Genomic DNA, 23953 nt, shown 5'->3' on the forward strand with positions numbered 1-23953 from the left:
TGTATTATACTTGGATGAGCAAGAAAAAAGGAAAAGGAGACCATACGGAACGATGCATTTCATCAAAAAAACAACAACAATCGGGCTACTAACCATTATGGTGTTGCTGCAATGTGTACTGGCGAGTACGGCTATGGCAGAAGATTATCAGACGCACTCTTCTTCTCAGGCAATCCAAGAAGGCGTGGACCAAGGGCTAATAGAGCTTTCAGATGGGAACTTTTACCCAGATGAGGCGATTACTAGACAGGAATGGGTACGATTACTCATACAGTATTTAGGCTATTTCCGACTTTCTGCTGATGGTTTTGAAGATGTAGCATCAGATAGCAGTTATTATGAGGATTTTTTAATTGCGAAGGAGGCTGGACTAGTCACAGGCGATGAAGATAATATGGTTTATCCAAATGAACAGATTACTAGAGAAGAAGCTCTTAATACGGTAGTTTTGGCTCTTAGAGGTAGGGTTACGGAAGAACCGGTACTCTTAATCCAAGATGGGGATAAACTCAATACGTCCTATGAGCCTCAAGTACGGTATGCCGTTTCTGCTGGATGGTTTCCGCTTAATACAAACAATGAACTGGAACCGCAAAAAGAAGTAAGCCGTGCACAAGCAGTGACCTTATTGGATATTGCTACCGGTACAAGACTAATGGATGAAACCAGCTTTGGAAATGCATTGGAAACAACCCAGGTTGAAGAAAATATTTCGGTATACAGTCCAGAGACATTGATACAACGTATAACAGGTACCAAAGATATCTATGTGCTTCCCTCTGCAGGAACGAAGCTTACTTTAAATAAGGTGCAACTGGATGGAAAATTGGTGGTGCTTGGTGTTGGCGATATGAGCATTGAACTTAAAAATTCACGAATTGCTTTGCTTGAGACCAGAAATCCATATGGAACAGTAGAAGTGGTGCGTGATAGCAAATCGAGTATCGGAAACTTTCTACAAGGCACACCGCTTAATCTAGTAGTCCAAGAGGAAAAAATTGACAATCAACCATCGAGTACCCCTCCGGAGGTATTTTGGTTTAGCATCGGTTTTGTCTGCTTTTTGATTGGGATGATAATCTATCAATCGAAGGACCGTACTAGAACCGTATTTATTTCTCAAGGTGTGGGAAAATATGTGTATGTGGAGCAAGCTGAGACTTGGGAAAAGATTGGAGTAGTAAATCCTCAACCCCAGATTGTCGATGTATATGAGCGAAAGGGCAAGGTTCGTATTGAAGGGCTTGAGGAAGGCCGGGCTCATGTGGAGCTTTACCAAATTAAAGATGATGAGCAGAATAAGCAGCTTGACGGAGTTGAACATGCCCACTTAAAAAAATCTCGAAAAGGAAGGGCATTTCTGAATATTGTGGTGGTTAAGGGTAAAGAACAATAATTAGATGAAACTTTTAGTTGGAGGAGCTCGTCTGTATAACGGAGGTGGAAGCGATGAAGAAACTTTGCATAGGATTACTGATAGCCATTTTGCTACTAACAGGTTGTAGTTCGACAAGCGGAAATTCATATGATTCCAATGTGGCTGATGAGCAAGAAGCAGCCATGGAAGCACCGATGGAAGCACCGATAGCGGATGGTGTTGAATTTGGCGATGAAGTAGGCTTTGACGAAACGCAGGAAACGGTGACAGATCAGAAACTCATCAAAGAAGGAAACATGCGGGTTACCGTATCTGATTCAGTCGAGGCAGCTCGATTAATCGAAGAGCGAGTTGTGGCTCTAGGGGGATACGTAGCAGGAACCTCTAAGTACTCACAATACTACGATGGTCAGGAATACTATTCTATCGATATGAATATTCGAGTTCCTGGAGAATCGTTTGACTTTTTGGTAGGCGAAGTTGAGGGACTAGGCAAGGTAGACAACTCAAGCACCAATGTACAAGATGTAACTCAACAGTATATTGACTTGGAGGCTAGACTTAAGAATCTTAAGTCAGAAGAAGAACGCTTTGTGGCAATTTTCGACCAGGCGGATACGGTGGAGGATATGCTAGCGGTGGAAAGCGAACTGGCACGCCTAAGAGGTGAAATTGAATCTTTGGAAGGTCAGTTCCGTTATCTGAATAACCGGGTAAGCTATGCGAGCCTCTATTTAACTTTAGATGAAGAACGGATTAAAACAGCCGAGTTTGAAGGCTTAAGCCTAGGACAGGTATTTAAAGAGATGGGGTCTGCTTTTAGTAGAGGCGTCTACGGATTTTTTGTTTTTATCGGTGACTTGTTTGTCCAACTGGCTTATATGTTACCTTTCCTTATTTCTATAGCTCTAATAGCCTGGCTGGCCTTTGTTCTTGGAAAGCGCTTGCGCAAAAAGAGCAAGGACAAACCGCGTAAAGTTGAAAAACAGAGCAAGGAATCGGACAAAAACGACCAGGCATAATTTACCAAATTGTGATACACTGATAAAAAAGATGTATTCAGGAGGAAACTATGTCAAATAAGAAAAGTAATGTATTCGGCGGGATTCTGCTGATATTGGCCGGTTTGATTTTCCTGTCGAGCAATTTCAATATCATACCATGGGATTTTTGGCGAGATTTGTGGAAATTTTGGCCAGTGATACTTATTTTGCTTGGCCTAAAGCAATTGCTTGATAAATAAGTTATTAAAAGAGCCTGTTAAGGGCTCTTTTTTGGCAGGAAAAACTTGGAAATATGGTTGACCTTAGATTGGCTTCCTACTATATTGGTAGGGAAAGGATGGCACGAACGATGAAAGAAAAATTGAGAAAGTTGCCTAAGGTGGATGCGATTTTATTGAAGCCTGAGGTGGAAGCATGGATAAAAACATATGGTAGAGATTTGGTGTCGGCTACGGTCAGAGGGTCAATCGACAGTTTGCGTCAGGATATCTTGAGTGGAAAAGAGATTGAGAATCTTGAAATCGAGACAGAACTCCGGACCAAGAAGTCTTTGGAGAAAAGCCGTATGATGAATTTCAGACGAATAATCAATGCCACAGGAATCGTTCTGCATACCAATATGGGGCGGGCGGTTTTGTCCGAGAAAGCCGTACAAGCCGTAAGCCAGTCCATTCGGTATTATAATAATCTTGAGCTTAATTTGGAAACAGGAAAACGTGGCTCTCGCTACGCGCACGTGGTTGAACTAATTAAGGAAATTACCGGATGCGAGGATGCATTGGTAGTCAATAATAATGCAGCAGCAGTACTACTAGTGTTGGATACCCTGGCGAAGGGAGGGGAGACCCTCCTATCACGTGGCGAAATGGTGGAGATTGGGGGTTCATTTAGAGTGCCTGAGGTAATGAAACTAGGTGGAACGAGACTAGTTGAAGTCGGCACAACCAATAAGACACATCTTTTTGATTACGAGCGGGCCATCAATGACAATACCAAGGTGATTCTTAAAGTACATACTTCTAATTATCGAATTACTGGATTTGCAAAAAGTGTGGAGCGTACTGAACTGATGCAGCTCGCTACAGAACATAATCTAGTGGCCTATGAAGATTTGGGAAGTGGATTTTTAGCAGATTTGCAAGACGAAGGCATAACCGACGAGCCGCGGGTGCAGGATGTAGTTGCTTCTGGAATGGATGTGATAAGTTTCAGTGGTGATAAATTGCTGGGAGGACCACAGGCAGGCATCATCATCGGTAAAAAGTGTTATATCGAAAAGATGAAGATGAATCAGCTCAATCGGGCTTTGCGAATAGACAAGATGACGATTGCTGCCTTGGAAGCTACTTTGCGAGAATATCTAGATATGGAGCGGGTTAAACGGGATAATCCTACTTTGAATAAGCTGACCGAGACGTCAGAAATACTTAAAAATAGGGCAGAAATGCTTTGCGCTAAGTTGGAAGAAGCTTTGGGACCACATTTTACGGTACAAAAAGATACTTCACAAGCTGGTGGTGGGTCACTTCCTGGCGTGATGCTACCTACTTGGGTAGTTCGCTTATCCCTTCCTGGAATGGATGAGGAAAGTTTGACTATTAGATTAAGAAAACAAAGACCGGCTGTTATGGCTAGAAAGAACAAGAATGAACTTGTGCTGGATGTGCGTACGGTTGGAGACGATGAATTGGATGAATTGGTTTTAGCGATACAGAGTGCGTCTAGAAAAGAAACAGGGGAAGAAAAATGAACTATGTGATTGTGGGGACAGCAGGACATGTAGATCACGGGAAAACTGAACTGACTAGAGCCCTAACTGGCGTAGATTCGGACCGTTTAAAAGAAGAAAAAGAACGGGGAATTTCCATAAAATTGGGATTTGCACCGTTTATGTTGGATAACGGCCAAAAAGTAGGCTTGGTAGATGTACCAGGACATGAAAAATTTGTGAAGCAGATGTTGGCTGGCGCTGCTGGGATGGATTTGGTTCTTCTAGTGATTGCTGCGGATGAAGGCTTGATGCCCCAGACCAAAGAACATATTGATATCCTGCAGTTGTTGGGTGTGGAACAAGCAATCGTGGTTATCAGTAAAAAGGATTTGGTAGAGGAAGATTGGCTCGAGCTGGTTGAAGAGGATATTAAGGAGTATTTGGCAGATACCAGCTATAGCACGGCTCCTTCTATTGCCGTTTCCGCCTACACTGGTGAGAATATTGAAAAATTGAAGCTACTCTTGCAAGAGGAAATTGAGAAAATTGATCGAAAATCTTCTGCTGGAAAACCCAAGTTACCTATTGACCGGGTCTTTAGTATTAAAGGGTTTGGGACAGTGGTGACGGGTACCCTGTGGAGCGGACAAATTGATCAGGGTGACCAGTTGCTGATTATGCCCAAAGGACTAAAGGTTAGAGCAAGGAATATCCAGGTTCATGGGGAAAACAAGGACAGTGCCTATGCAGGACAAAGGGTGGCCATTAATGTAACAGATGTGGAAGTGAAGGACATTGAGCATGGCAGTATTTTGGTGGCTGAAGGAATGCTTACCCCTAGCTACCGATTAGATATTGAACTGAAACTGCTGAAAAATCAAAAGGAAACAGCCCATCGGACGAGGGTACACCTGCATGTGGGTACAGCAGAAGTTTTGGCAAGAATTTATTTGCTGGATAGGGAGACGCTAATGCCAGGTGAAACGGCCTTAGTCCAACTGCAGTGCGAGGTGCCCGTTGTGGCAAGTCGGGGGGATCGGGTGGTCATCCGGACCTATTCGCCAACAGTTACCATGGGCGGTGGTGAAGTTATTGATCCCAATCCACCCAAACATAAACGCTTTGAGAAAGAAGTAATAGAAAGTTTAAAACTTAAACTCGAGGGATCTCCGGAAGACTTGCTGCTTCAATTTTTAACACAGCACAGCGCTTGTCGACTTAAGGAATTGGAAAATGGTGTAAGCCTGAACAATGAAGAACTGAAAAATATGATTCATTCTTTAGTTCAGGAAAAAAAGATTGTCATACTTTCAGACCAGTACATAAGCTATGAGGAAAAATGTGCAAAAACAGGGGAACTGAACCATTTGCTTGCAAGCTATCAAGAGGAGTATCCGCTTCGGCCTGGCATTAGTAAGGAAGAAGTTCGCTCAAGACTCTTTGATGGATATAGCACCAAAGCCTACAATGCTTTATTAGCTATGCTGATGGGAGAAGGTAGTTTATCAGGAGAAGAAAACTATTTGCATACGCCAGAATTCTTGCCTCAACCAAATCAAGAGGAAAGAAAGGCCATAGACCGGCTGAGAGAAGCTTTCGATAAGGGAGGATTTTTACCGCCAGATCCACTTGAGCTGATAAATGGAAAAAATGAGAAGGAGTACTATCTCTATCTGTTGGGGCAAAAGGAATTGATTAAAATCACAGAGGAGATTGTCTTTTCAGCACAGGCATATGAGCAGGCAGTGGAAAGAATAATAGATTTTTTAGAAACACACGGTTCACTAACACTGGCAGATGCTAGGGATCTGCTGCAGAGTTCAAGAAAATACGTCTTGCCATTATTGGAACATCTTGATGAAAAGAAAGTAACGAAAAGAATTGAAGATAAAAGGGTGCTCGTGAGAAAATAACTCACGAGCCTTTTTGTTGTGGCTTTAAAAAAGGAGTAAGCAATCGAGATACCGAAGTAAGAAATAAAATATTGGTAAGAATCAAATAGCACTAGAAATAATACTATATATAGTATAAGATTAGAATAAAATTAGCATATAGGGGGGTATCACATGAATATTAGTGAAAATGCAAAATTGGTGCTTGAGCGGCGCTATTTACATAAGGACGAGTATGGAAATCTAATTGAAACACCAGAGGAAATGCTCCGAAGAGTGGCAAGAGCGATTGCTGAGGTAGAGCGAAACTATGACAAAAAGGCGGATGTGAAAGCCACAGAAGAAGAGTTTTACCATATGATGGACGAGCTGGAATTTTTGCCTAATTCACCGACCTTGATGAATGCCGGCGGAGATTTGGGGCAACTGGCTGCCTGCTTCGTTTTGCCGGTAGAGGATAGCATGGAGGGCATCTTTGATGGTGTTAAAAATGCAGCCTTAATCCATAAGAGCGGTGGGGGTACTGGCTTTAGCTTTTCTAGACTGAGACCGAGTGGGTCAATGGTTAAATCCACAGGTGGAGTTGCGTCAGGTCCTATTAGCTTTATGAAGGTATATAATGCAGCAACCGAAGCCGTTAAACAGGGTGGTACAAGAAGAGGCGCCAACATGGGAATCTTGCGTGTGGACCATCCGGATATCCTAGACTTTATTTCCTGCAAAGAAGATACCTCAGAAATAAACAATTTCAATATTAGTGTTGCCCTTACGGATGTTTTTATGGAGGCCTTGGCAAATAATGGCGAGTATGATCTTGTTGACCCTTCCAATGGAAACGTAGTCGGACAATTGAAGGCCAAAGAGGTATTTGAAAAGATTGCCTACCAAGCATGGAAAACAGGTGAACCGGGAATCGTGTTTATTGATCGTATGAATGATAAAAACACAGTACCGGGATTGGGTGAGATTGAAAGTACAAATCCTTGTGGAGAACAACCCCTTCTACCGTATGAATCTTGCAATTTGGGGTCCATAAACTTAGTCAAGATGCTTGGAAAAAGTGGCACGGAAGTAGATTATGATAAGTTGCGTGAAACGGTGCATAGAGCGGTTCACTTTCTAGATAATGTGATTGATGCCAATCGCTACCCTCTAGAAGAAATCGAGCGCGTGAGCAAAAGCACTAGAAAGATTGGTTTGGGCGTGATGGGATTTGCTGATGTGCTTTTGCACATGGGGATATCCTATGAATCGAATGAAGCGATTCAGGTTGCCAAAAGAATTATGAAGGCTATTGATGAGTATGCCTTGGAAAAATCTATAGAACTAGCCGAAAAAAGAGGTGTTTTCTCAGCTTTCGACAAAAGTATATATAAGGGGAGCGAGATACGACCACGGAATGCAACCAGAACGACGATTGCTCCTACTGGTACGATTAGCCTGATTGCTGGCGTCAGCAGTGGCATAGAACCACTTTTTGCTCTCGCATATGAGCGAAATGTGATGGATGGTACTAGGATGGTAGAGATTAATCCAGTCTTTGCTGCCTCGCTTACAGCCCAGGGTAAGGATGCACAGAAGGTGGCGAGCGAAATCTTAAAAGCTGGTGGTGATGCATCTGATTATCTACCGGATTCCTTGGCAAAAGTTTTTATCACATCTCCAGATGTTTCATCAAATACTCATGTGAGGATGCAAGCGGCTTTCCAAGAACATACAGATAATGCGGTTTCCAAAACGGTTAATATGAGCGAGGATGCGGATATAGCTCTCGTGAAGGAGGTATACCAGAATGCGTATAAGCTAGGCCTTAAAGGCATTACCATATACCGTGATGGATCAAGAGACAACCAAGTTCTTTCCAGTGGAAAGAAGAAGGAAAAACCGGTTGAAAAAACCCAAGAAGAACATATAAAACCCAGAACTAGACCTCAAATGACACAAGGAGTCACAGAAAAGTTAAAAATTGGTTGTGGTAATTTATACATAACTGTAAACTATGATGAGAAGGGTATCTGCGAGGTGTTTACAAACTTGGGCCGCGGTGGCGGCTGCCCTAGCCAAAGTGAGGCAACAAGCCGTTTGATTTCAATTGCACTTAGAGCAGGTGTAACACCTGATGCCATTATTGAACAGCTCAAGGGGATTCGATGTCAATCGACTTTACGCCGCAAGGTAACAGACCAAGAGGTAACAGTGCTTTCTTGTCCAGATGCCATTGGGAAAGCTTTGGAAAAGACGCTTCGTACCTATATACCAACAGAGCAAGATACATTTGATATTATTCAGAGAATAGATGAAGAAGAAGGATTAGCCAAGACACCAGACCAAGGCGTTTGTCCTGAGTGTGGTAGCCCCGTTGAACACGAGGGAGGATGCATGATTTGTCGTGCATGCGGTTATTCAAAGTGTGGCTAGAGTAAGAAGGAGGCTGTAATGCTGGACTTAATATTACTGGTGATTTTAATTATCGCTGCGATTTGGGGATTTGCAAAAGGGATGGTTAGGGTACTTTTCAGCCTAGGCGGTTATGTTGTGGCCTTTGTGGTGGCGAAACTGTATTCATCGCATCTTGCTATGTGGTTTATTGCCAATTCTTCCTGGGATGAATCACTTAGTGAAAGCATTAACAGCAATTTGCAATCCTTAGTTAGTGATGGCGTGGCTTCAAAATTTTCCATGCAGGATATTGCAACCATGCCGGAGTTTACGCAAATTAAAGCATTAGTCCAGAGCTTTGCGTCGGATGCCTTTACAAACAACATAGGGATGGCTAACAACGGCATGGACTTCAGCACTGCAGGCGATACATTTGCTTATTACATCTTGCTGGCAGTATCTGCCATTCTACTTTTTGTCGTGGTGAAGATACTGCTTGGTATTGTTGGAAGCATAGTGCAAAAGGTACTTTCTCTTTCGCTCTTACTGACGGCAACAGATCGAATCGTTGGTTTGGTACTGGGCAGCCTAATAGGGGTGTTGCTGGTATTCTTCATTGTGTCCGTGCTGACACCCATTTCTCTTACTATGGTGGGGGGAGGATTATTGGATATCTTGAGGGAATCCAAAATTGCTACTTTTATTCTTGAGTCTGGTATTTATACAAACCTGATGATTAGTGTGACGAGTGGCATAGCTAGTATCCATAATAGTTAAGGAGGAATAGATGAATAAGAGATTTGGCATCCTAACAGCTGGGGGAGATTGTCCTGGATTGAATGCGACCATTCGGGCCATCGTCAAGACCGCACATGAAAAATATAATATGGAAGCCATCGGTTTTCAGCATGGCTATAAGGGAATACTAGATCGTGAATACCGGATTCTGACACCAGCTAGTGTTTCTGGAATCCTTACCGTAGGTGGAACAATTTTAGGCACTTCTCGGGAAAAGATAATGAAGAATGAACCGGGCGATTACCGGGATAAACCTGCAATCATTCGGGAAGTATATGACGAATTGGATTTGGATTGCCTGATAGTACTAGGAGGCAACGGAACCAACAAGAAAGCCTACCAGTTGCAAGAAGCAGTCGGTATCAATGTAATTGGCTTGCCTAAGACGATTGATAACGATATAGTCGGGACGGAACAGTGCTTTGGTTTTAGTTCTGCGGTGACGATTGCAACAGAGGCGATTGACCGTATCCATACTACGGCGCACTCGCACAATCGTATTATGGTTATTGAACTTATGGGACACCATGCCGGTTGGCTGGCACTTTATGCTGGTGTAGCTGGTGGTGGGGACGTTATTCTCTTACCTGAGTTGCCGTATGATATTGAATGTGTAGCCAGGGCTATTAATAAAAGAGCTGAACAGGGTAAAGAATTCTCCATCGTGGTAGTAGCGGAGGGGGCACTAAGCAAAAAAGAAGCAGCCATGAAGAAAAATCAACGCAAGAAGTTTCTAGCAGAAAGCCCTAGTGCTGGCTACCGAGTCGCGAAGGCGATTGAAAAAGCGACTGGACTGGAATCACGTATTACCGTATTAGGTTATGTGCAACGTGGAGGAATTCCCAATGCTTGGGACCGGATATTAGCGACTAAGATGGGTTCTTATGCGGCAGATATGCTGCATGCGGGTGACTACGGTCGAATGGTGGCTCTAATTGATGGCCGTGTCAGCTCAGTTGATTTGGCTGTAGTGGCAGACAAGGTTCGCTATGTTGATGAAGAAGATAGAATTCTGATAGCAGCACGAAGCATAGGGACCTGCTTTGGTGATGAATAATTCTATTTTTAAAAGACCTGCAAAGGTCTTTTTTTTATGTAAATTAAAAGTTTAAGCACTTCTGAAAGCAAATTAAATATTTTCGTTCATATATTTTGCCAATCAAAGAAGTTAGGACTATACTTTACATATAAAGAAGTAGCTACCATATGCAAAAAATAAATTGCAAAATGGTAATGATAGGAGGTGACAGATTTCAAAGTGGAATTGTGACAGAAAGTGGGACTTAAATTGAAAGCAACGATATCCCTGTGTGTTTTCAAATCATAGCATAAATAAGTAATAGCGATGAGTGATGGAACAGATTGAATGATTCACAATTAGCACTAGGTTAATTTGCTGAATCGAATTGTAACAAGAATGAAGGGAGTGAGAAGTTTGCGAAAATTAAGATATGCAAGTCAAACTAAAGTAACAGCTGTCATGATGGCAGTATTAATGACATTATTTTTCACACTATCTATGGCACCTGCTTCACTAGCTAAGGGCGGCGGTGGATCACAAGATCCTGCGTGCCCCCCTGGAACGACTAGAGTCAAATTAGATAACGTTGATCAAATTACCGCGGATTTGGATGTTTGGATTTCTGTTGGTGCAGGCATTGAGGTACGCTTTACATCGGGAGACGATGGTGACTATCACCGATTTGATTGGAGATCCACGAATGATAATGTATACGTTAAACAGGTATACATCAAAGCCGGGAACGATAATCCACTTGATAATTTGACCACGTATGTTTCAGGAATACAAGAAGATTTCAATATGGCACCATCTAGTAAACATGCGATTAGTCATATAAACTTCTGCTACTACACGATGGATTGTCCGGAGATTGATTTTGCAATCACTAAGACAGCTGAAAAGCTCAATGTTCCAGTAGGAGAAATGATCAACTACACCATACGTCTAGAAAATCTGGGAGATCCAGTGGAAGGCATTGAAGTAGTCGATGATCTGTTGGGATTCGAAATGTCAGGTATTAGTCTAGAGGAAGATGAAGTTGTATATTTCGAGTATGAGGAGTATAAAGATTTATCGATGGTAATGGGTGATGATTGCGTCACCAATGTAGTGTATGCTTCATATAGTAATGCGGCTATGACTTCTAGATGTGATGATGATTGTCACTATCCATGTCCACCGATTGAAGTGATTCGTTGGGATAGTGTAGAAGTTTGTCCTGAAGTTATTACTTGCCCCAATATTGATTTCGAAGTTACAAAAACTGTGAATGATAATCAAGTAACAGCAGGAGATACAGTATACTTCACAATTCGTTTGGAAAATCTGGGTGACGCCGTTGAAGGAATTAACGTAGTTGATCCTATGCTAGACTTCCAGATGCTTGATGTAGATTTGGATGTCGGTGAAGTTGTATATTTTGAAGATTATGATTCATTAGCTTACGTGATGGATGAACCAGTTTGTGTTACCAATGTAGTGTATGCAACCTATGGTTATGTTTACGGTGGTCAAGTACCTAGGACAGTTCAAACAGATGATCGATGCCATCCAGGTAAGATGATTACTGAATGGGATAGCGTAGCTGTTTGTGCAACGGAAGAAATTCCTTGTCCTGATATTGATTTTGAAATTAGCAAAACCGTGGACAGAGACAGCGTTACTGTAGGAGATACAGTATACTTCACAATTCGCTTGGAAAATATGGGCGATGCAGTTGAAAACGTGAACGTTGTAGATTCTATGTTAGGCATAAGCGAACTAGGAATAGACCTTGCTGTTGACGAAGTAGTATACTTTGAATATCCAGACTATGAGTCATTGGCCTATGTGATGGATGAACCAGGTTGTGTTACCAATGTAGTGTACGCAACGTATGGCTACGTGTATGGTGATCAACCAAATATGAGAGTTCAGTCAGATGAACAATGCCCATCAATGGAAATGATTACGGAGTGGGATAGTGCAACTGCCTGTGCAAGGGAAGAAATTCCATGTCCTGACATTGATTTTGAAATTAGCAAAACAGTGGACAGAGACAGCGTTCCGGTAGGAGATACAGTATACTTCACAATTCGCTTGGAAAATTTGGGCGATGCAGTTGAAAATGTAAACGTTGTAGATCCTATGTTAGGCATAAGCGAACTAGGAATAGACCTTGCTGTTGATGAAGTCGTATACTTTGAGTATCCAGATTATGATTTAGACTGGACCTTTGAAGACGAAGACTGCATTACCAATGTAGTTTATGCGACGTATGGCTACGTATATGGTCTTACTCCAATTGATTTGGCAAGAGTTGTTGATGACACTCCGCCAAGCGATTGTCCTTCTATTGGAGAGATAACGAGATGGGATAGTGTAACAGCTTGTTCCTACGATGATCCTCCAGAAGATGAGTATGACTTAGATATCGATAAGTCTGTTGATGATTCCAGCATATACAGAGGACAAGAAGTAACCTATACTATCACTGTGACCAACACCGGTGATTATACTCTGTATGATTTGTTAGTAGTCGATGAAATTTTGGACGAAGAATTTATTATTGATATGTTAGAACCAGGCGCTGTCTGGTCTGTAGATATCGATTCCAGTCCGAGAAGTTCGGTTACGAATACTGCGTATGTACGTGATGATGAAATGGAACTTTACGATGAGGACGATGCATACGTTAAGGTAAGGACAAGGGACAATGATCCAGATCCGGATCCAGATCCAGATCCAGACCCAATTCCAGATCCAGACCCGACACCAATTCCGGAACTAGTTCCAGATCCTGAAGCAGTTCCTGAAGCAGTTCCAGTAGTAGTTCCTGAAGCACCGTATGAACCCGCTGCATTGCCATTTACTGGCGTGAGTGGCGACATGGTTGGTGGAATGGGAGTATTGATGCTTGCTGCGGCAGCACTAATAAAGAAGAAGTTTTAAGTAAACTATAAGGTTGAACTCGCAAGGTCTCTTCGGAGATCTTGCGAGGAATATCTTGTATTACGGTAAGATTTGACAAATTTTTATAATTGTTCTATAGTTGTAAAGCAAGCTATATAGTGACAATGGCAAATCTAGTGAAAGCTAGAGACGCAAAGCCAAGGGCCTTCGCACACACGTGCATGGCAGCCGGTTTCCGCATGTATAGTTTTTATGTTGGAAAAATTATATGTGCACTATATTTAACTTTAGTACGATAATGGCAAACCTAGCGAAAGCTAGGGACGCAAAGCCAAGGGCCTTCGCACAAATGTGCATGGCAGCCGGTTCCCGAAAATGAGGTTTTTTTGTTGGGAAAAATCCCAAATGAAGCTTTAGTACGATAATGGCAAACCTAGCGAAAGCTAGGGACGCAAAGCCAAGGGCCTTCGCACAAATGTGCATGGCAGCCGGTTCCCGAAAGTAAGGTTTTTTTAATGGGTAAATATCGTCGAAGCTATCATCTAAAAAGGAGTTCCGTTATGAGGATCAAAAAGATGATAGGAGCAATTTTATTGCTCGCGACCCTGTGCATGAGTTTTCCGACTGCTGCGTTAGCGCAAGAAGAATCGGTGGTTCAATTTGATGAGTCACAATTGGATCAAGGAATTATAAGCATATGCTACAACCAAGACACCGACAAACCATTGAAAGTCAAAATTTTAAAAGTAGATACACAAGAAAATCAATACTATGACCTTGAAGCTGGCAAAATGGAGAGCTACCCCTTGCCATCAGGTAACGGCAGTTACCAGATATCTGTTTTGAAACAGTATGAAGGTTCATCGTATTTTGGTGTAGATAGTACACAAGTTGAACTTACCTTAGAAGACCCAACCTCCCTATATCTTGGTTCTATTCAAAATATTGAGTGGAACCAGGAGATGACCAGCATCCAGTTGGCTCAGAGGTTAACGGCTAATGCAGTCAATGATAAAGAGAAAGTTGATATCATCTATAACTATATAGTTAAAAATTTTAAGTATGATTACGCCAAAGCTGCCAGCTTGAAACCAGGTTATCGTACAAATATTGAAGAGTGTATGCTTGAGAAAAAAGGCATCTGCTATGATTATTCAGCACTGATGGCCGGTATGCTTCGTAGCGTGGGTGTTCCTACTAAACTGATTAAAGGTTATTCAACTGAGATGGCAGGTTATCATGCTTGGAATCAAGTTTATTTAGAAGGAAGTGGTTGGGTGAATATAGATACCACTGCAGATTCTTACTATTACGCAAATGGATCTAGCTACCAGATGATAAAATCTGCTTCAAAATTGCAAATTTTACACGAGATGTAGAAATCGTGCCAACAAGATAAAAATCGAAATATCATAATACTAACATCATTCAATTTGACCCTATGAACTAGACACTCTATTTGTGAGCGCCTAAGACCATAGGGTCTTTTATATATAGAGAAAACTAAAATGAAAAGTGAATCAGTTAATTTACTGGGAAATGCGTTAACGTGAAAAAGCGAGTAGTATTGACTTTGTAATCAGCTTGTTATATAGCATCTGATTTCGCAAAAAGAGCAATACATAATATTTCTAAATAAATGGTATAATAGTTGTAAAGTGAGTTCTGTTGAAAGGTGCACAGAGTAGTATCTGGGAAAGTAGGACTGGGGGCAAGGCGGAATGAGAAAACAGGCATGGGTGCTAATGATAGTATTTATTCTATTTTTCATACCAATGGTTTTGTATGCATATACTAGTCTTGGAAGTACAGACAATTCTCAAGCATCGTTGGTGACAATTTCTTCTGAACAGTGTCAGCTTAGAGACGGTCCTGGTAGGGAAAGCCAAGTGATAGGCTACGTAAGAAAAGGACAAGTATATGAAGTAGTATCTCGCTTCCGTGACGTTTTGGGAATCCAGGCCCAGGCTGGCGTCGTTGGATACATATCTTTAAATGAAGCAAAAGCGTTTGAAGATGAAATAACAAATCAAGAGGTAATTCTAAATTCAAGTTATACAGGATGTTCCTTTACCATAGATGAACAGCCGAAAAGTTTAAGCTTCTTTCTCAGTGCAAGCGTCGCTCCTGCCAATGCTGCAGAACGAGATACATCCCAAGTTCCAATAGAATACCAAGATCCAGACAATGAAAAATCAATAAAAATCGAGGAAGAACGATCAACAGCAAAAGAACATGAGCCAATACTTGAAGTAGAAGAAGGGTCAATTTCAGAAACTGTGGAAGCAGAAGGAACAGCGGTTTCAGAAGCTGTGAAGCCTGAAGTAAAGCCAGTCACAGAAACGGTGGAGCCTGAGGTAGAGAACGTTGAAAGGCCTATAACAGAGGCTGAAGTTGAACCTAAGATAGAGCAGGTAGTAGCGCCAGCGAACACAGTAACTACTGTAAGTCCGGAAACACAATCGATTAGTTTGACCCAAGAAGAAAAGAGTATGTATCAACTAATCAATGACCTTCGGAGTTCGAAGGGGCTGTGCCTTTTAGAACTGGACTGTGAGCTTAGGGATATTGCTAGAATAAAGTCTAAAGAATTGGTAGAGCGTGATTATTTTAGCCATACTTCGCCCGTGTATGGTTCTCCAAAAGAGATGTTAGATACTTTCAACGTCGTTTATGATTATATGGGTGAAACGCTAGCCTATGATAGGAATGCCAAATTAGCATTTGATGCCTTTTGTAATTCCAAGCAGCATCGTGACATTCTTTTGAATCCGGTTTTCAATCATGTTGGTGTGGGTATACAAGTTGATGCAAATGATATGATTATGGTTACGGTATTATTGATAGACAAACCATAGCTTATCTATATAAAAGAGATGAAAATAAAAGATAATGATAATACGGGAAAGTGCCCTAGGCTCTTTCCTGTATTATTCTTAATACTAAGAAAACAAGAAAGTGGAGGTAGATTAACTTGAGATTGTTTTTCAATGGTCCAATACTAACAATGGATGATGAGCATCATTACTATTCGGATGGAGTCTTGGTAGAAGATAATGGGAGAATCTATGCTGTTGGAGAGAGGAGTCTTCTGGAAAAGTATCCTCGAGTAGAAAAGGTTGATCTAAAAGGAAAGCTTTTGATGCCGGGACTAATCAATGCTCACATACATCTTTCGCAAGCATTGCTCCGCAACCAGGCAGATGATATGGAACTGGAACCGTGGCTTTTTGATAGGGTATGGCCCTTCCAAGCAGCCCATACCACGGAAAGCTTCTTGGCTGGTGCGAGACTTGCTATGCTAGAGATGCTTAAGTCGGGAACGACTACCTTTGTTGAGTCAATGGTTATTCATTATGGACTGGATGCTTTAGCTGAAGAAGTGGAAAAAATTGGCATGAGAGCGATGCTATCTAAAGTGGTGATGCGTGAGAAGAAGGATATATTGCTACCGCCACAGTTGCGTGAGCGTTTTTCTGAAGCGTTAGGGGAGGCTGTAACATGCAAGAAAAATAGGAGAAAAGATAGTCTTGTCGATATCTGGCTTGGCCCACGATGGACAGGTATGTATGATGCAGAATTGTTGGATCTTGTGCGAGAAGCAATGGATGAATATGATTTTACCTCTACTTTGCATTATGCGGAATCTGCAGAAGACGTTCAGAAGATTAACACAGAAGCAGGATGCAGTCCACTTCAGTTATTGGCAGATAAAGGTTTACTGGATAGAAAACTGCTGATTATCCATGGCACCTGCCTACCAGACAGTGATTTAATCTACTTAAAAAAGTCTCGTGCAAGCCTAGTGCATTGCCCTGTTTCTGCCATGAAAGTAGGAATGGGATATGCTAACATTCCAGCTATGCTTGCTAACGGTGCCACTGTTTCATTGGGAACGGACGCAGCGGCTTGCAACAACACCCATGATGTATTTAGAGAAATGCGGATGGTAGCTTTGCTGCATAAATTCCAACAGAAAGATTCATCGCTGATGAATGCTGAAACCTGTCTTGGGATGGCGACCAAAGGTGGTGCGAAAAGCCTATACCAAAGCAACCGTATTGGTACATTAGAGGTTGGTAAGGACGCGGACATGATTACCATCAATCTAGATGCAGCACATCTGCAACCTTTCCGAAACCCATATGGAGCGTTGGTTTACTGTGCAAATGGTAGCGACGTTAGTGACGTTTATGTGCGTGGGCACCAACTGGTTTGCGAGGGTGAGTGCCTGACCTTAGACAAGGAAAGAGTACTTTTTGAAGCAAAAAAAGCACAATTAGAAGTGGCTAATCGTGCTGGCATGGTTTTGTAATAGTTAAAATATTATTGTTTTACAGCATGGACGATAACGCGGGCATCATCTAGTGGAGGATAACAGGTCACTAGGGTGAGCATTTGATCCGCTTGCGTGATGGTAAGGTCACTGTCAATTATGCTTCTGCTTCGTATATCTGCCAAATAGGTTTCGAAGGCTTCGCCTTCATAGTTTGGGTATATATAGTAGGTTTCTTTTTTGAGGTCTACTATATAAATAGAGAATATGTCATAGATGTTATCTTGGTACAGAGTATTAAAAATAATTTCTGGGTGAGATTCGTAGTATTCTTGCCCAGTAGCAGTATCTACATAATGGTTCAATTCAGAGAACATGTTGTTTGCTCGTATGGTATGTCCATATACTAGAATATTATTGTCGTCTTGCAGGTCATTCCTGTAATCCATGAAAATGGTTCCGGTGGCAGACCAAACACCACTGTATGCGTGCTTCAAATAAAAGACATTATCTTTACCCTGGACTACAGGCAAGTCAATCGTGGTATCTTCTATCTTAATCCAACCCACAGTATCTGGATTTTCATCTAATAGAGTCAGGTATTCTTCTCGAATACCCCAATTCTGCGGTTTTTCCTCTGATTCATCAGCGGGTATTTCTATTTCGCTAGACGCGTTTTCTCCCATGGCTTGGTAGAAAGTGTCTTTTATTCTTTCATTTTCTTCAATAGCTTTATTATACTGATATATATTCCAAAAATGCAGGCTGATTAAAAAACAACCGGCTAAAATCATCAACAACAAGATGATATTAATTATGCGTTTTTTCATATGATATCCTCCTAGGCATAGCATAACATACTTGTGAGATTGTTAGAATTATTTTGGGCACTTGCAAGAAGTAGCAAGTGATTGAAAGCTATTCTAAAAGAAAGGCTTTTTAGGATCAATCTGATTTTGGCTAGAGAAAAAGATGACGGGAAGGTATGGACAAGGAGAGGTTTCATGCTATAATATTAACGAAATTAATGATGAAGCTTGTTTAAGCTATGGATGATTAGCTCAGTTGGTTAGAGTGCTTGCTTGACATGCAAGAGGTCACCTGTTCGAGTCAGGTATTGTCCACCAATAACTTTCTTCCCTACAGGGAAGGAAGTTTTTTTATTGCCAAGCGCGAAACAAGTAAGCAATTCTATTGAAGAAATAGAATAACGACTAGTGATTTTTAGCAAAATATGCGCTTGGAAAACCAAGAATTTTTGAAAACCAATAAATTAGGACTGGACAGTATGGGTTAGCATGCTATAATAGAAAAAGTCTTAATAAATGGAGAGGTGGCCGAGTGGCTGAAGGCGCACGATTGGAAATCGTGTTGACGCTAATACCGTCACGGGGGTTCGAATCCCCCTCTCTCCGCCATTATGAGTTTGCCGTACTAGACGGGGAGGTAGCGGTGCCCTGTACTCGCAATCCGCTATAGCGAGGTCGAATACCTTTACGAGGGGATTGTTTTGGAGGTCAGCCTACCATAAGTGGTGTTGATTGCTGGGCCCTTCGCAACGGAAACTCATGAATCCCGTCAGATCCGGAAGGAAGCAGCGGTAAGTGAATCTTTTCGTGTGCCGAAGGTCTACCTGGCAGGAGCTAACTGTGGTTAGTAACGCTTGGAGATAGTTTTCGAATTTAGGTGTACGGCAATATATTTTCAGATTTCTGCCTTAGCGGAAATCTGTTTTTTTATATAATTAAAGGGATAATTTGCTGAATTTTTGTTAAAATGATATGAGGGCTTTCTATGGAGGGACAAGATGAGCTATTTGGCACTATACAGGAAATACAGACCACAGACATTTGATGAAGTCGTTGGACAGAATCACGTTGTTGTGACCATAAAGAATGCACTGGCGAGTGGACGGACTAGTCATGCTTACCTATTTTGTGGTACCAGAGGAACTGGAAAGACCACGATGGCTAAAATTTTAGCCAAAACACTGAATTGCCTGAACCTTGAGAATGGGGAACCGTGCAATAAGTGTGAGCACTGCGTGCGAATCAACGAAGGGTCCTACATGGATATCTTGGAAATTGACGCTGCTTCCAACCGAGGGATAGATGAGATTCGTGAGCTTAGGGAAAAAATTAAATTATCTCCTGCCGAAGGAAGCTACAAGGTGTATATTATTGATGAGGTCCATATGCTTACACCGGAGGCGTTTAACGCTTTGTTGAAAACGCTTGAGGAGCCCCCAAAACATGCGGTTTTCATTTTGGCAACTACGGAGCCACACAAGATTCCGATGACCATCATATCTAGATGTCAACGATACGATTTTCATAGAATCGCGTTGGAAGATATTGTGGGAAGACTGAAGTTGGTTATCGATGAGGGAGGCTACCAAGCAGAAGATGAAGCCCTTCATCTTATCGCAAAGATGGCTGCTGGTGGGCTTAGGGATGCATTGGGCATGTTGGATCAATGCCTTAGCTCAAGCAGTGAAATGCTAAGTACAGCAAGAGTAGCTGATATTATCGGTGTTTCTGAGGATGAATTCTTATATGAATGGGTGGAACGAATTCGTCTAGGCCAAACGGCTAAAGCGTTGCTTGCGTTGCAAGATGCCCTGCAAAGAGGAAAACAGGCGGGACAACTACTTCGAGATCTGATTCAATACTTTCGTGACTTGCTTATTCTTCAACTTGGTGAAGGAAGTATGGATTTGGTAAGTACGACAAAGGAACAGGCCTTGCTCATGCAGGCACAAGGCGAGACCATTGGCAGAGATAAAATTTTGGCCATGGTCGAACAATTGGCACCGTCACAGAATAAAATGAAATATGAGGGAGACGGTCAGCTTCTGCTTGAAGTGGAAGTCATAAAATTGTCTCGTAGATTTGATGAAGAAATACCAGTTCCTGACAAGGTCCCAGCTCGTAAGCAGGAGTCTAAGCCTGAAGTGATACCCGTGAAGGCAGAAGCTCCCAAGACAGAGAGTGAGGGTGTGAAGAAAACGCAACCAGAACTCAAAAAGACCCAAGCTGAACCGGCTGTGGCAATACCAGCTAAAGAGGAACAACCCGCTAGTGAAATGCTGAATACAAACCAAGAACTTTCTGCTGACGTAGAAGATCTTTGGGAAAAGGTTTTAGAACAACTTAAGGAGCAGAGGGAAATTACCACATTGGCCTTCGTCAAAGAAGGAACGCCGAAAATGAAAGATGGAAGACTCGTACTATGCTTCCCGGCTTCCTATGAGTTTCATAAGAAAAATGCGGAAAAACCAGAAAATAGAAAAAAAGTAGAGGCATGCATTCAAAAGACGAGTGGCCAAAAATGTGCGGTAGTTTGTACTTTAGAAGAAACAGAGGCGGAAGAAAAAGTCGAAACGAGCGATATTGTTAATACGGTAAAACGAATTTTTGGTGAAGATAAAATCATAATAATGGAGGATTAGTACAATGGGATTTGGCAACATGAAGAATATGATGAAACAGGCACAGAAGATGCAAGCCGAGATGGCTCGAGTTCAAAAGGAATTGGAAGAAAAAGAAGTAGAAGCTACAAGTGGCGGTGGAGCGGTACATGTGGTTGTTAGTGGTAAACTGGAGTTGAAGCAACTGGAGATTGATCAAGATGCAATTGATCCAGAGGATAAAGAAATTCTAGAAGATATGATTTTGGGTGCTGTAAATGAAGGACTGAGAAAAGCGCAAGATTTGGCATCTAGTGAAATGCAGAAAGTGACCGGAGGCCTGAGCTTGCCCGGAATGTAGGGGAAATAATGCGGAATGTTAAGGCGATAGAGAACCTAATCAAGCAACTGACCAAGCTTCCTGGCATTGGACCTAAAACGGCTCAAAGACTGGCTTACAAAATTTTGTTTATGCCAGAGCAGAGTGTGCGTCAAATGGCAGATGCTTTGATTGAGGTCAAAGAGACAATAGTGGAATGTCCGGTGTGCTTTAACCTAACAGATGTTACACCCTGCCAAGTATGCACGGATGAAACTAGAAGCGACAAGATACTCTGTGTGGTTGAGGAGCCGAAGGATGTTTTTTCCATAGAACGATCAGGAAAGTTCGGAGGCCGTTACCATGTGCTTCATGGTTCTATTTCGCCGATGGAGAACATTGGGCCTGAAGATTTGCGTATTGAAGAATTGATTAATCGCGTCGAAAAGGGAAACTTTGCAGAGGTTATCTTAGCTACAAATCCTTCAGTTGAAGGAGAAGCAACATCAATGTATATTGCAAGGTTACTGAAGGGCAAGGTGGAACGGGTTAGTAGACTAGCTCATGGACTTCCCATCGGTGGTGAATTGGAGTATGCGGATGAGCTGACGCTAGGCTATGCACTAGAGGGCAGGAAAGATTTTTAACAGAAATGAATTTACGATTCATAATAATTAGAATTGTGATATAATCTTATAGTCCATTTGGGCAAAAATCGCCGATTTGTTAAATAACCTTGAACAATCGGCTGAAAAAGATAGCAGGGCTTAACACCATTAAGCCTTTTCTATAATATTTTGATAATGGAGGAGAACATTCTATGGGAAAATACATGAAAACCATGGATGGTAATACTGCAGCAGCACATGTAGCTTACATGTTTACTGATGTTGCAGCAATTTACCCCATTACTCCGTCTTCACCAATGGCGGAGTATGTTGACGTATGGTCGGCTACAGGAAGGAAAAACCTTTTTGGTCAGACGGTACACGTTGCTGAATTACAGTCCGAAGGAGGAGCTTCAGGTGCGGTACATGGTGCTCTTGCAACAGGTGCGCTTACTACAACCTTCACAGCCTCACAAGGACTTTTGTTAATGCTACCAAATATGTATAAAATCGCCGGCGAATTACTGCCGGGTGTATTTCATGTAAGTGCTAGGGCGGTAGCTGGTCATGCTTTATCTATTTTTGGCGACCATTCTGATGTAATGGCGGTAAGACAGACTGGTTTTGCTATGCTAGCATCTGGTAGTGTCCAAGAGGCAGCTGACTTGGCTGGTGTTGCTCACCTAGCAGCCATTAAGGGACAAATTCCATTTGTTCATTTCTTTGATGGATTCAGAACTTCTCATGAAATCCAAAAGATTGAACTGTTGGATGATGAAGAATATAGAGATTTGGTGGATTGGGATAAGGTTAAAGCCTTCCGTGACAATGCACTAAACCCAGAGCATCCAGTAACCAGAGGAACGGCACAAAATCCTGACATCTATTTCCAAGCTAAAGAATCTGCAAACCGTTTTTACGATGAGACAGCAGATATCGTAGCAGACTACATGGAGAAGATTGGTGAGAAAACAGGTAGAACCTATAAACCGTTTAGCTATTACGGTGATCCTGAAGCGGAAAACATCATAATTGCCATGGGCTCAGTTACTGAGACCATAGAAGAAACGGTAGATTACCTTAACAAACAGGGCAAAAAAGTGGGTGTACTAAAAGTCCATCTGTTCAGACCATTTTCATCTAAATATCTATTGTCTGAGCTTCCTGCCAGTGTGAAAAAAATTGCAGTATTGGATCGTACCAAGGAACCTGGTGCAATGGGAGAACCTTTGTATCAAGAAGTTCGTTCCTTATTCTATAGAAGAGAAAATGCACCAGTGATTGTTGGTGGACGCTATGGATTGGGTTCTAAGGACACTACACCAAACCAAATTGAGGCGGTCTACGCTAACCTAGAAGGTGAAATGAAGGATGGTTTCACACTTGGTATTGTTGATGATGTGACCAACCTATCCTTACCAGTTGGGAAAACACTAGTAACTTCTCCGGAAGGCACCATTTCTTGTAAATTCTGGGGTCTAGGTTCAGACGGAACCGTAGGTGCCAACAAGAGTGCTATTAAGATTATTGGTGACAATACCGACATGTATGCACAAGGATATTTTGCCTATGACTCCAAGAAGTCTGGCGGTGTCACCATGTCTCACTTGCGTTTCGGTAAGAACCCGATTAAATCAACTTATCTGATCAACAATGCAGAATTTATTTCATGTTCGCAACATGCCTATGTTAATCAGTATGATTTACTAGCAGGAATCAAAGAGGGTGGCATATTCCTTTTGAACAGTAGCTGGGATGCAGAAGAACTGGAAGAAAAAATTCCGGCTTCTTTGAAGCGTGACATTGCTTCTAAGAAAGTTAAGTTCTACACGATTGATGCCACTGGTATTGCTGGAGCGATTGGACTAGGTAATCGGACTAACATGATTATGCAATCCGCTTTCTTCAAGCTTTCAGAAGTTATTCCTTTGGATGAAGCCATTGGCTATTTAAAAGATTCCATTGAGAAAGCTTACGGCAAAAAAGGTGAGAAGATTGTAAAAATGAACTGGGATGCAGTAGACAAAGGCGTAGATGCGCTAGTTGAAGTTAAGGTGCCGGCTAGCTGGGCTAACGCTACTGATGAAGCGAAACCAGATAAAGAAGTTCCTGAGTTTATTGAAAAAGTAGTAATCCCTGTCAACAGACAGACGGGTGACTCTTTGCCAGTAAGCACTTTCTTGGGTGCTGAAGATGGCCACTTCCCACAGGGTACTTCTGCTTATGAAAAACGTGGTATTGCAGTGAAGATCCCTGAGTGGATTAG

17 protein-coding genes, 2 tRNA genes, 1 other RNA gene and 3 riboswitches (1 of these 23 only partly in view) are annotated in these 23953 nt (G+C 42.0%); of the genes, 19 read left to right on the forward strand and 1 reads right to left on the reverse strand.

Going from position 1 to position 23953, the window contains the following annotated elements; all coding sequences use genetic code 11:
• Positions 1 to 52: 52 nt before the first annotated feature.
• The 12 genes from JR334_09135 (at position 53) to JR334_09190 (ending at position 17390) form a co-directional block, all read left to right on the forward strand.
• On the forward strand, positions 53 to 1396 hold the full coding sequence (locus tag JR334_09135; protein QRN85122.1) for an S-layer homology domain-containing protein: 1344 nt from the start codon (positions 53 to 55) through the stop codon (positions 1394 to 1396).
• A 53-nt stretch (positions 1397 to 1449) separates the two neighbouring features.
• A complete protein-coding gene (locus JR334_09140; GenBank protein ID QRN85123.1) occupies positions 1450 to 2400 on the forward strand; it encodes a DUF4349 domain-containing protein in 951 nt (316 codons plus the stop codon).
• A 50-nt stretch (positions 2401 to 2450) separates the two neighbouring features.
• Positions 2451 to 2621, forward strand: coding sequence for a hypothetical protein (locus tag JR334_09145; protein QRN85124.1), 171 nt, complete (start codon positions 2451 to 2453; stop codon positions 2619 to 2621).
• Positions 2622 to 2719: 98 nt separating this feature from the next.
• Entirely contained in the window at positions 2720 to 4132 is a 1413-nt protein-coding gene (locus JR334_09150; GenBank protein ID QRN85125.1) for an L-seryl-tRNA(Sec) selenium transferase, read from the forward strand.
• Positions 4129 to 6006, forward strand: a complete 1878-nt coding sequence (gene selB / locus JR334_09155) for a selenocysteine-specific translation elongation factor (protein ID QRN85126.1) — start codon at positions 4129 to 4131, stop codon at positions 6004 to 6006. The genes JR334_09150 and selB overlap by 4 nt, the downstream gene beginning before the upstream one ends.
• Before the next feature lie 153 nt (positions 6007 to 6159).
• On the forward strand, positions 6160 to 8403 hold the full coding sequence (locus tag JR334_09160) for a vitamin B12-dependent ribonucleotide reductase (protein ID QRN85127.1): 2244 nt from the start codon (positions 6160 to 6162) through the stop codon (positions 8401 to 8403).
• Between the two features lie 18 nt (positions 8404 to 8421).
• Entirely contained in the window at positions 8422 to 9141 is a 720-nt protein-coding gene (locus tag JR334_09165) for a CvpA family protein (GenBank protein QRN85128.1), read from the forward strand.
• Between the two features lie 10 nt (positions 9142 to 9151).
• A complete protein-coding gene (locus JR334_09170; protein QRN85129.1) occupies positions 9152 to 10219 on the forward strand; it encodes a 6-phosphofructokinase in 1068 nt (355 codons plus the stop codon).
• Positions 10220 to 10597: 378 nt separating this feature from the next.
• Entirely contained in the window at positions 10598 to 13114 is a 2517-nt protein-coding gene (locus JR334_09175; GenBank protein ID QRN85130.1) for a DUF11 domain-containing protein, read from the forward strand.
• A 117-nt stretch (positions 13115 to 13231) separates the two neighbouring features.
• A riboswitch (cyclic di-GMP riboswitch) is annotated at positions 13232 to 13315 on the forward strand.
• Positions 13316 to 13365: 50 nt separating this feature from the next.
• Positions 13366 to 13449: riboswitch (cyclic di-GMP riboswitch) on the forward strand.
• A 42-nt stretch (positions 13450 to 13491) separates the two neighbouring features.
• Positions 13492 to 13575: riboswitch (cyclic di-GMP riboswitch) on the forward strand.
• Positions 13576 to 13635: 60 nt separating this feature from the next.
• Positions 13636 to 14454 (forward strand): transglutaminase domain-containing protein, encoded by an 819-nt coding sequence (locus tag JR334_09180; GenBank protein ID QRN85131.1) that lies wholly within the window; start codon positions 13636 to 13638, stop codon positions 14452 to 14454.
• A 342-nt stretch (positions 14455 to 14796) separates the two neighbouring features.
• Positions 14797 to 15933: a hypothetical protein gene (locus tag JR334_09185; protein QRN85132.1), complete on the forward strand. Its 1137-nt coding sequence runs from the start codon at positions 14797 to 14799 to the stop codon at positions 15931 to 15933.
• Positions 15934 to 16049: 116 nt separating this feature from the next.
• Positions 16050 to 17390: an amidohydrolase gene (locus JR334_09190; GenBank protein QRN85133.1), complete on the forward strand. Its 1341-nt coding sequence runs from the start codon at positions 16050 to 16052 to the stop codon at positions 17388 to 17390.
• 11 nt (positions 17391 to 17401) lie between these two features.
• On the opposite strand, the gene srtB is transcribed toward JR334_09190, so the two are convergent.
• Positions 17402 to 18181 (reverse strand): class B sortase, encoded by a 780-nt coding sequence (gene srtB, locus JR334_09195; GenBank protein QRN85134.1) that lies wholly within the window; start codon positions 18179 to 18181, stop codon positions 17402 to 17404.
• A 220-nt stretch (positions 18182 to 18401) separates the two neighbouring features.
• On the opposite strand from srtB, the gene JR334_09200 reads away from it, so the two are divergent.
• From JR334_09200 to nifJ, 7 genes are all read left to right on the forward strand, one after another.
• Positions 18402 to 18478 (forward strand) — tRNA-Val (locus JR334_09200).
• A 200-nt stretch (positions 18479 to 18678) separates the two neighbouring features.
• A tRNA-Ser gene (locus tag JR334_09205) sits at positions 18679 to 18769 on the forward strand.
• 11 nt (positions 18770 to 18780) lie between these two features.
• Positions 18781 to 19045: signal recognition particle sRNA large type (ffs, locus tag JR334_09210), an RNA gene on the forward strand.
• 113 nt (positions 19046 to 19158) lie between these two features.
• Positions 19159 to 20802 (forward strand): DNA polymerase III subunit gamma/tau, encoded by a 1644-nt coding sequence (gene dnaX / locus JR334_09215; protein QRN85135.1) that lies wholly within the window; start codon positions 19159 to 19161, stop codon positions 20800 to 20802.
• 4 nt (positions 20803 to 20806) lie between these two features.
• A complete protein-coding gene (locus tag JR334_09220) occupies positions 20807 to 21121 on the forward strand; it encodes a YbaB/EbfC family nucleoid-associated protein (GenBank protein QRN85136.1) in 315 nt (104 codons plus the stop codon).
• Positions 21122 to 21129: 8 nt separating this feature from the next.
• Positions 21130 to 21726 (forward strand): recombination protein RecR, encoded by a 597-nt coding sequence (gene recR / locus JR334_09225; GenBank protein ID QRN85137.1) that lies wholly within the window; start codon positions 21130 to 21132, stop codon positions 21724 to 21726.
• Positions 21727 to 21899: 173 nt separating this feature from the next.
• Positions 21900 to 23953: the 5' portion of a pyruvate:ferredoxin (flavodoxin) oxidoreductase gene (nifJ, locus tag JR334_09230; GenBank protein ID QRN85138.1), read on the forward strand. The gene runs 1465 nt beyond the window's last position; the window shows 2054 of its 3519 coding nt (coding positions 1-2054); its start codon is at positions 21900 to 21902; the stop codon falls past the right edge of the window.

The sequence above is a fragment of the Clostridia bacterium genome, assembly GCA_016887505.1.
GTDB lineage: Bacteria > Bacillota > TC1 > TC1 > UBA5767 > UBA5767.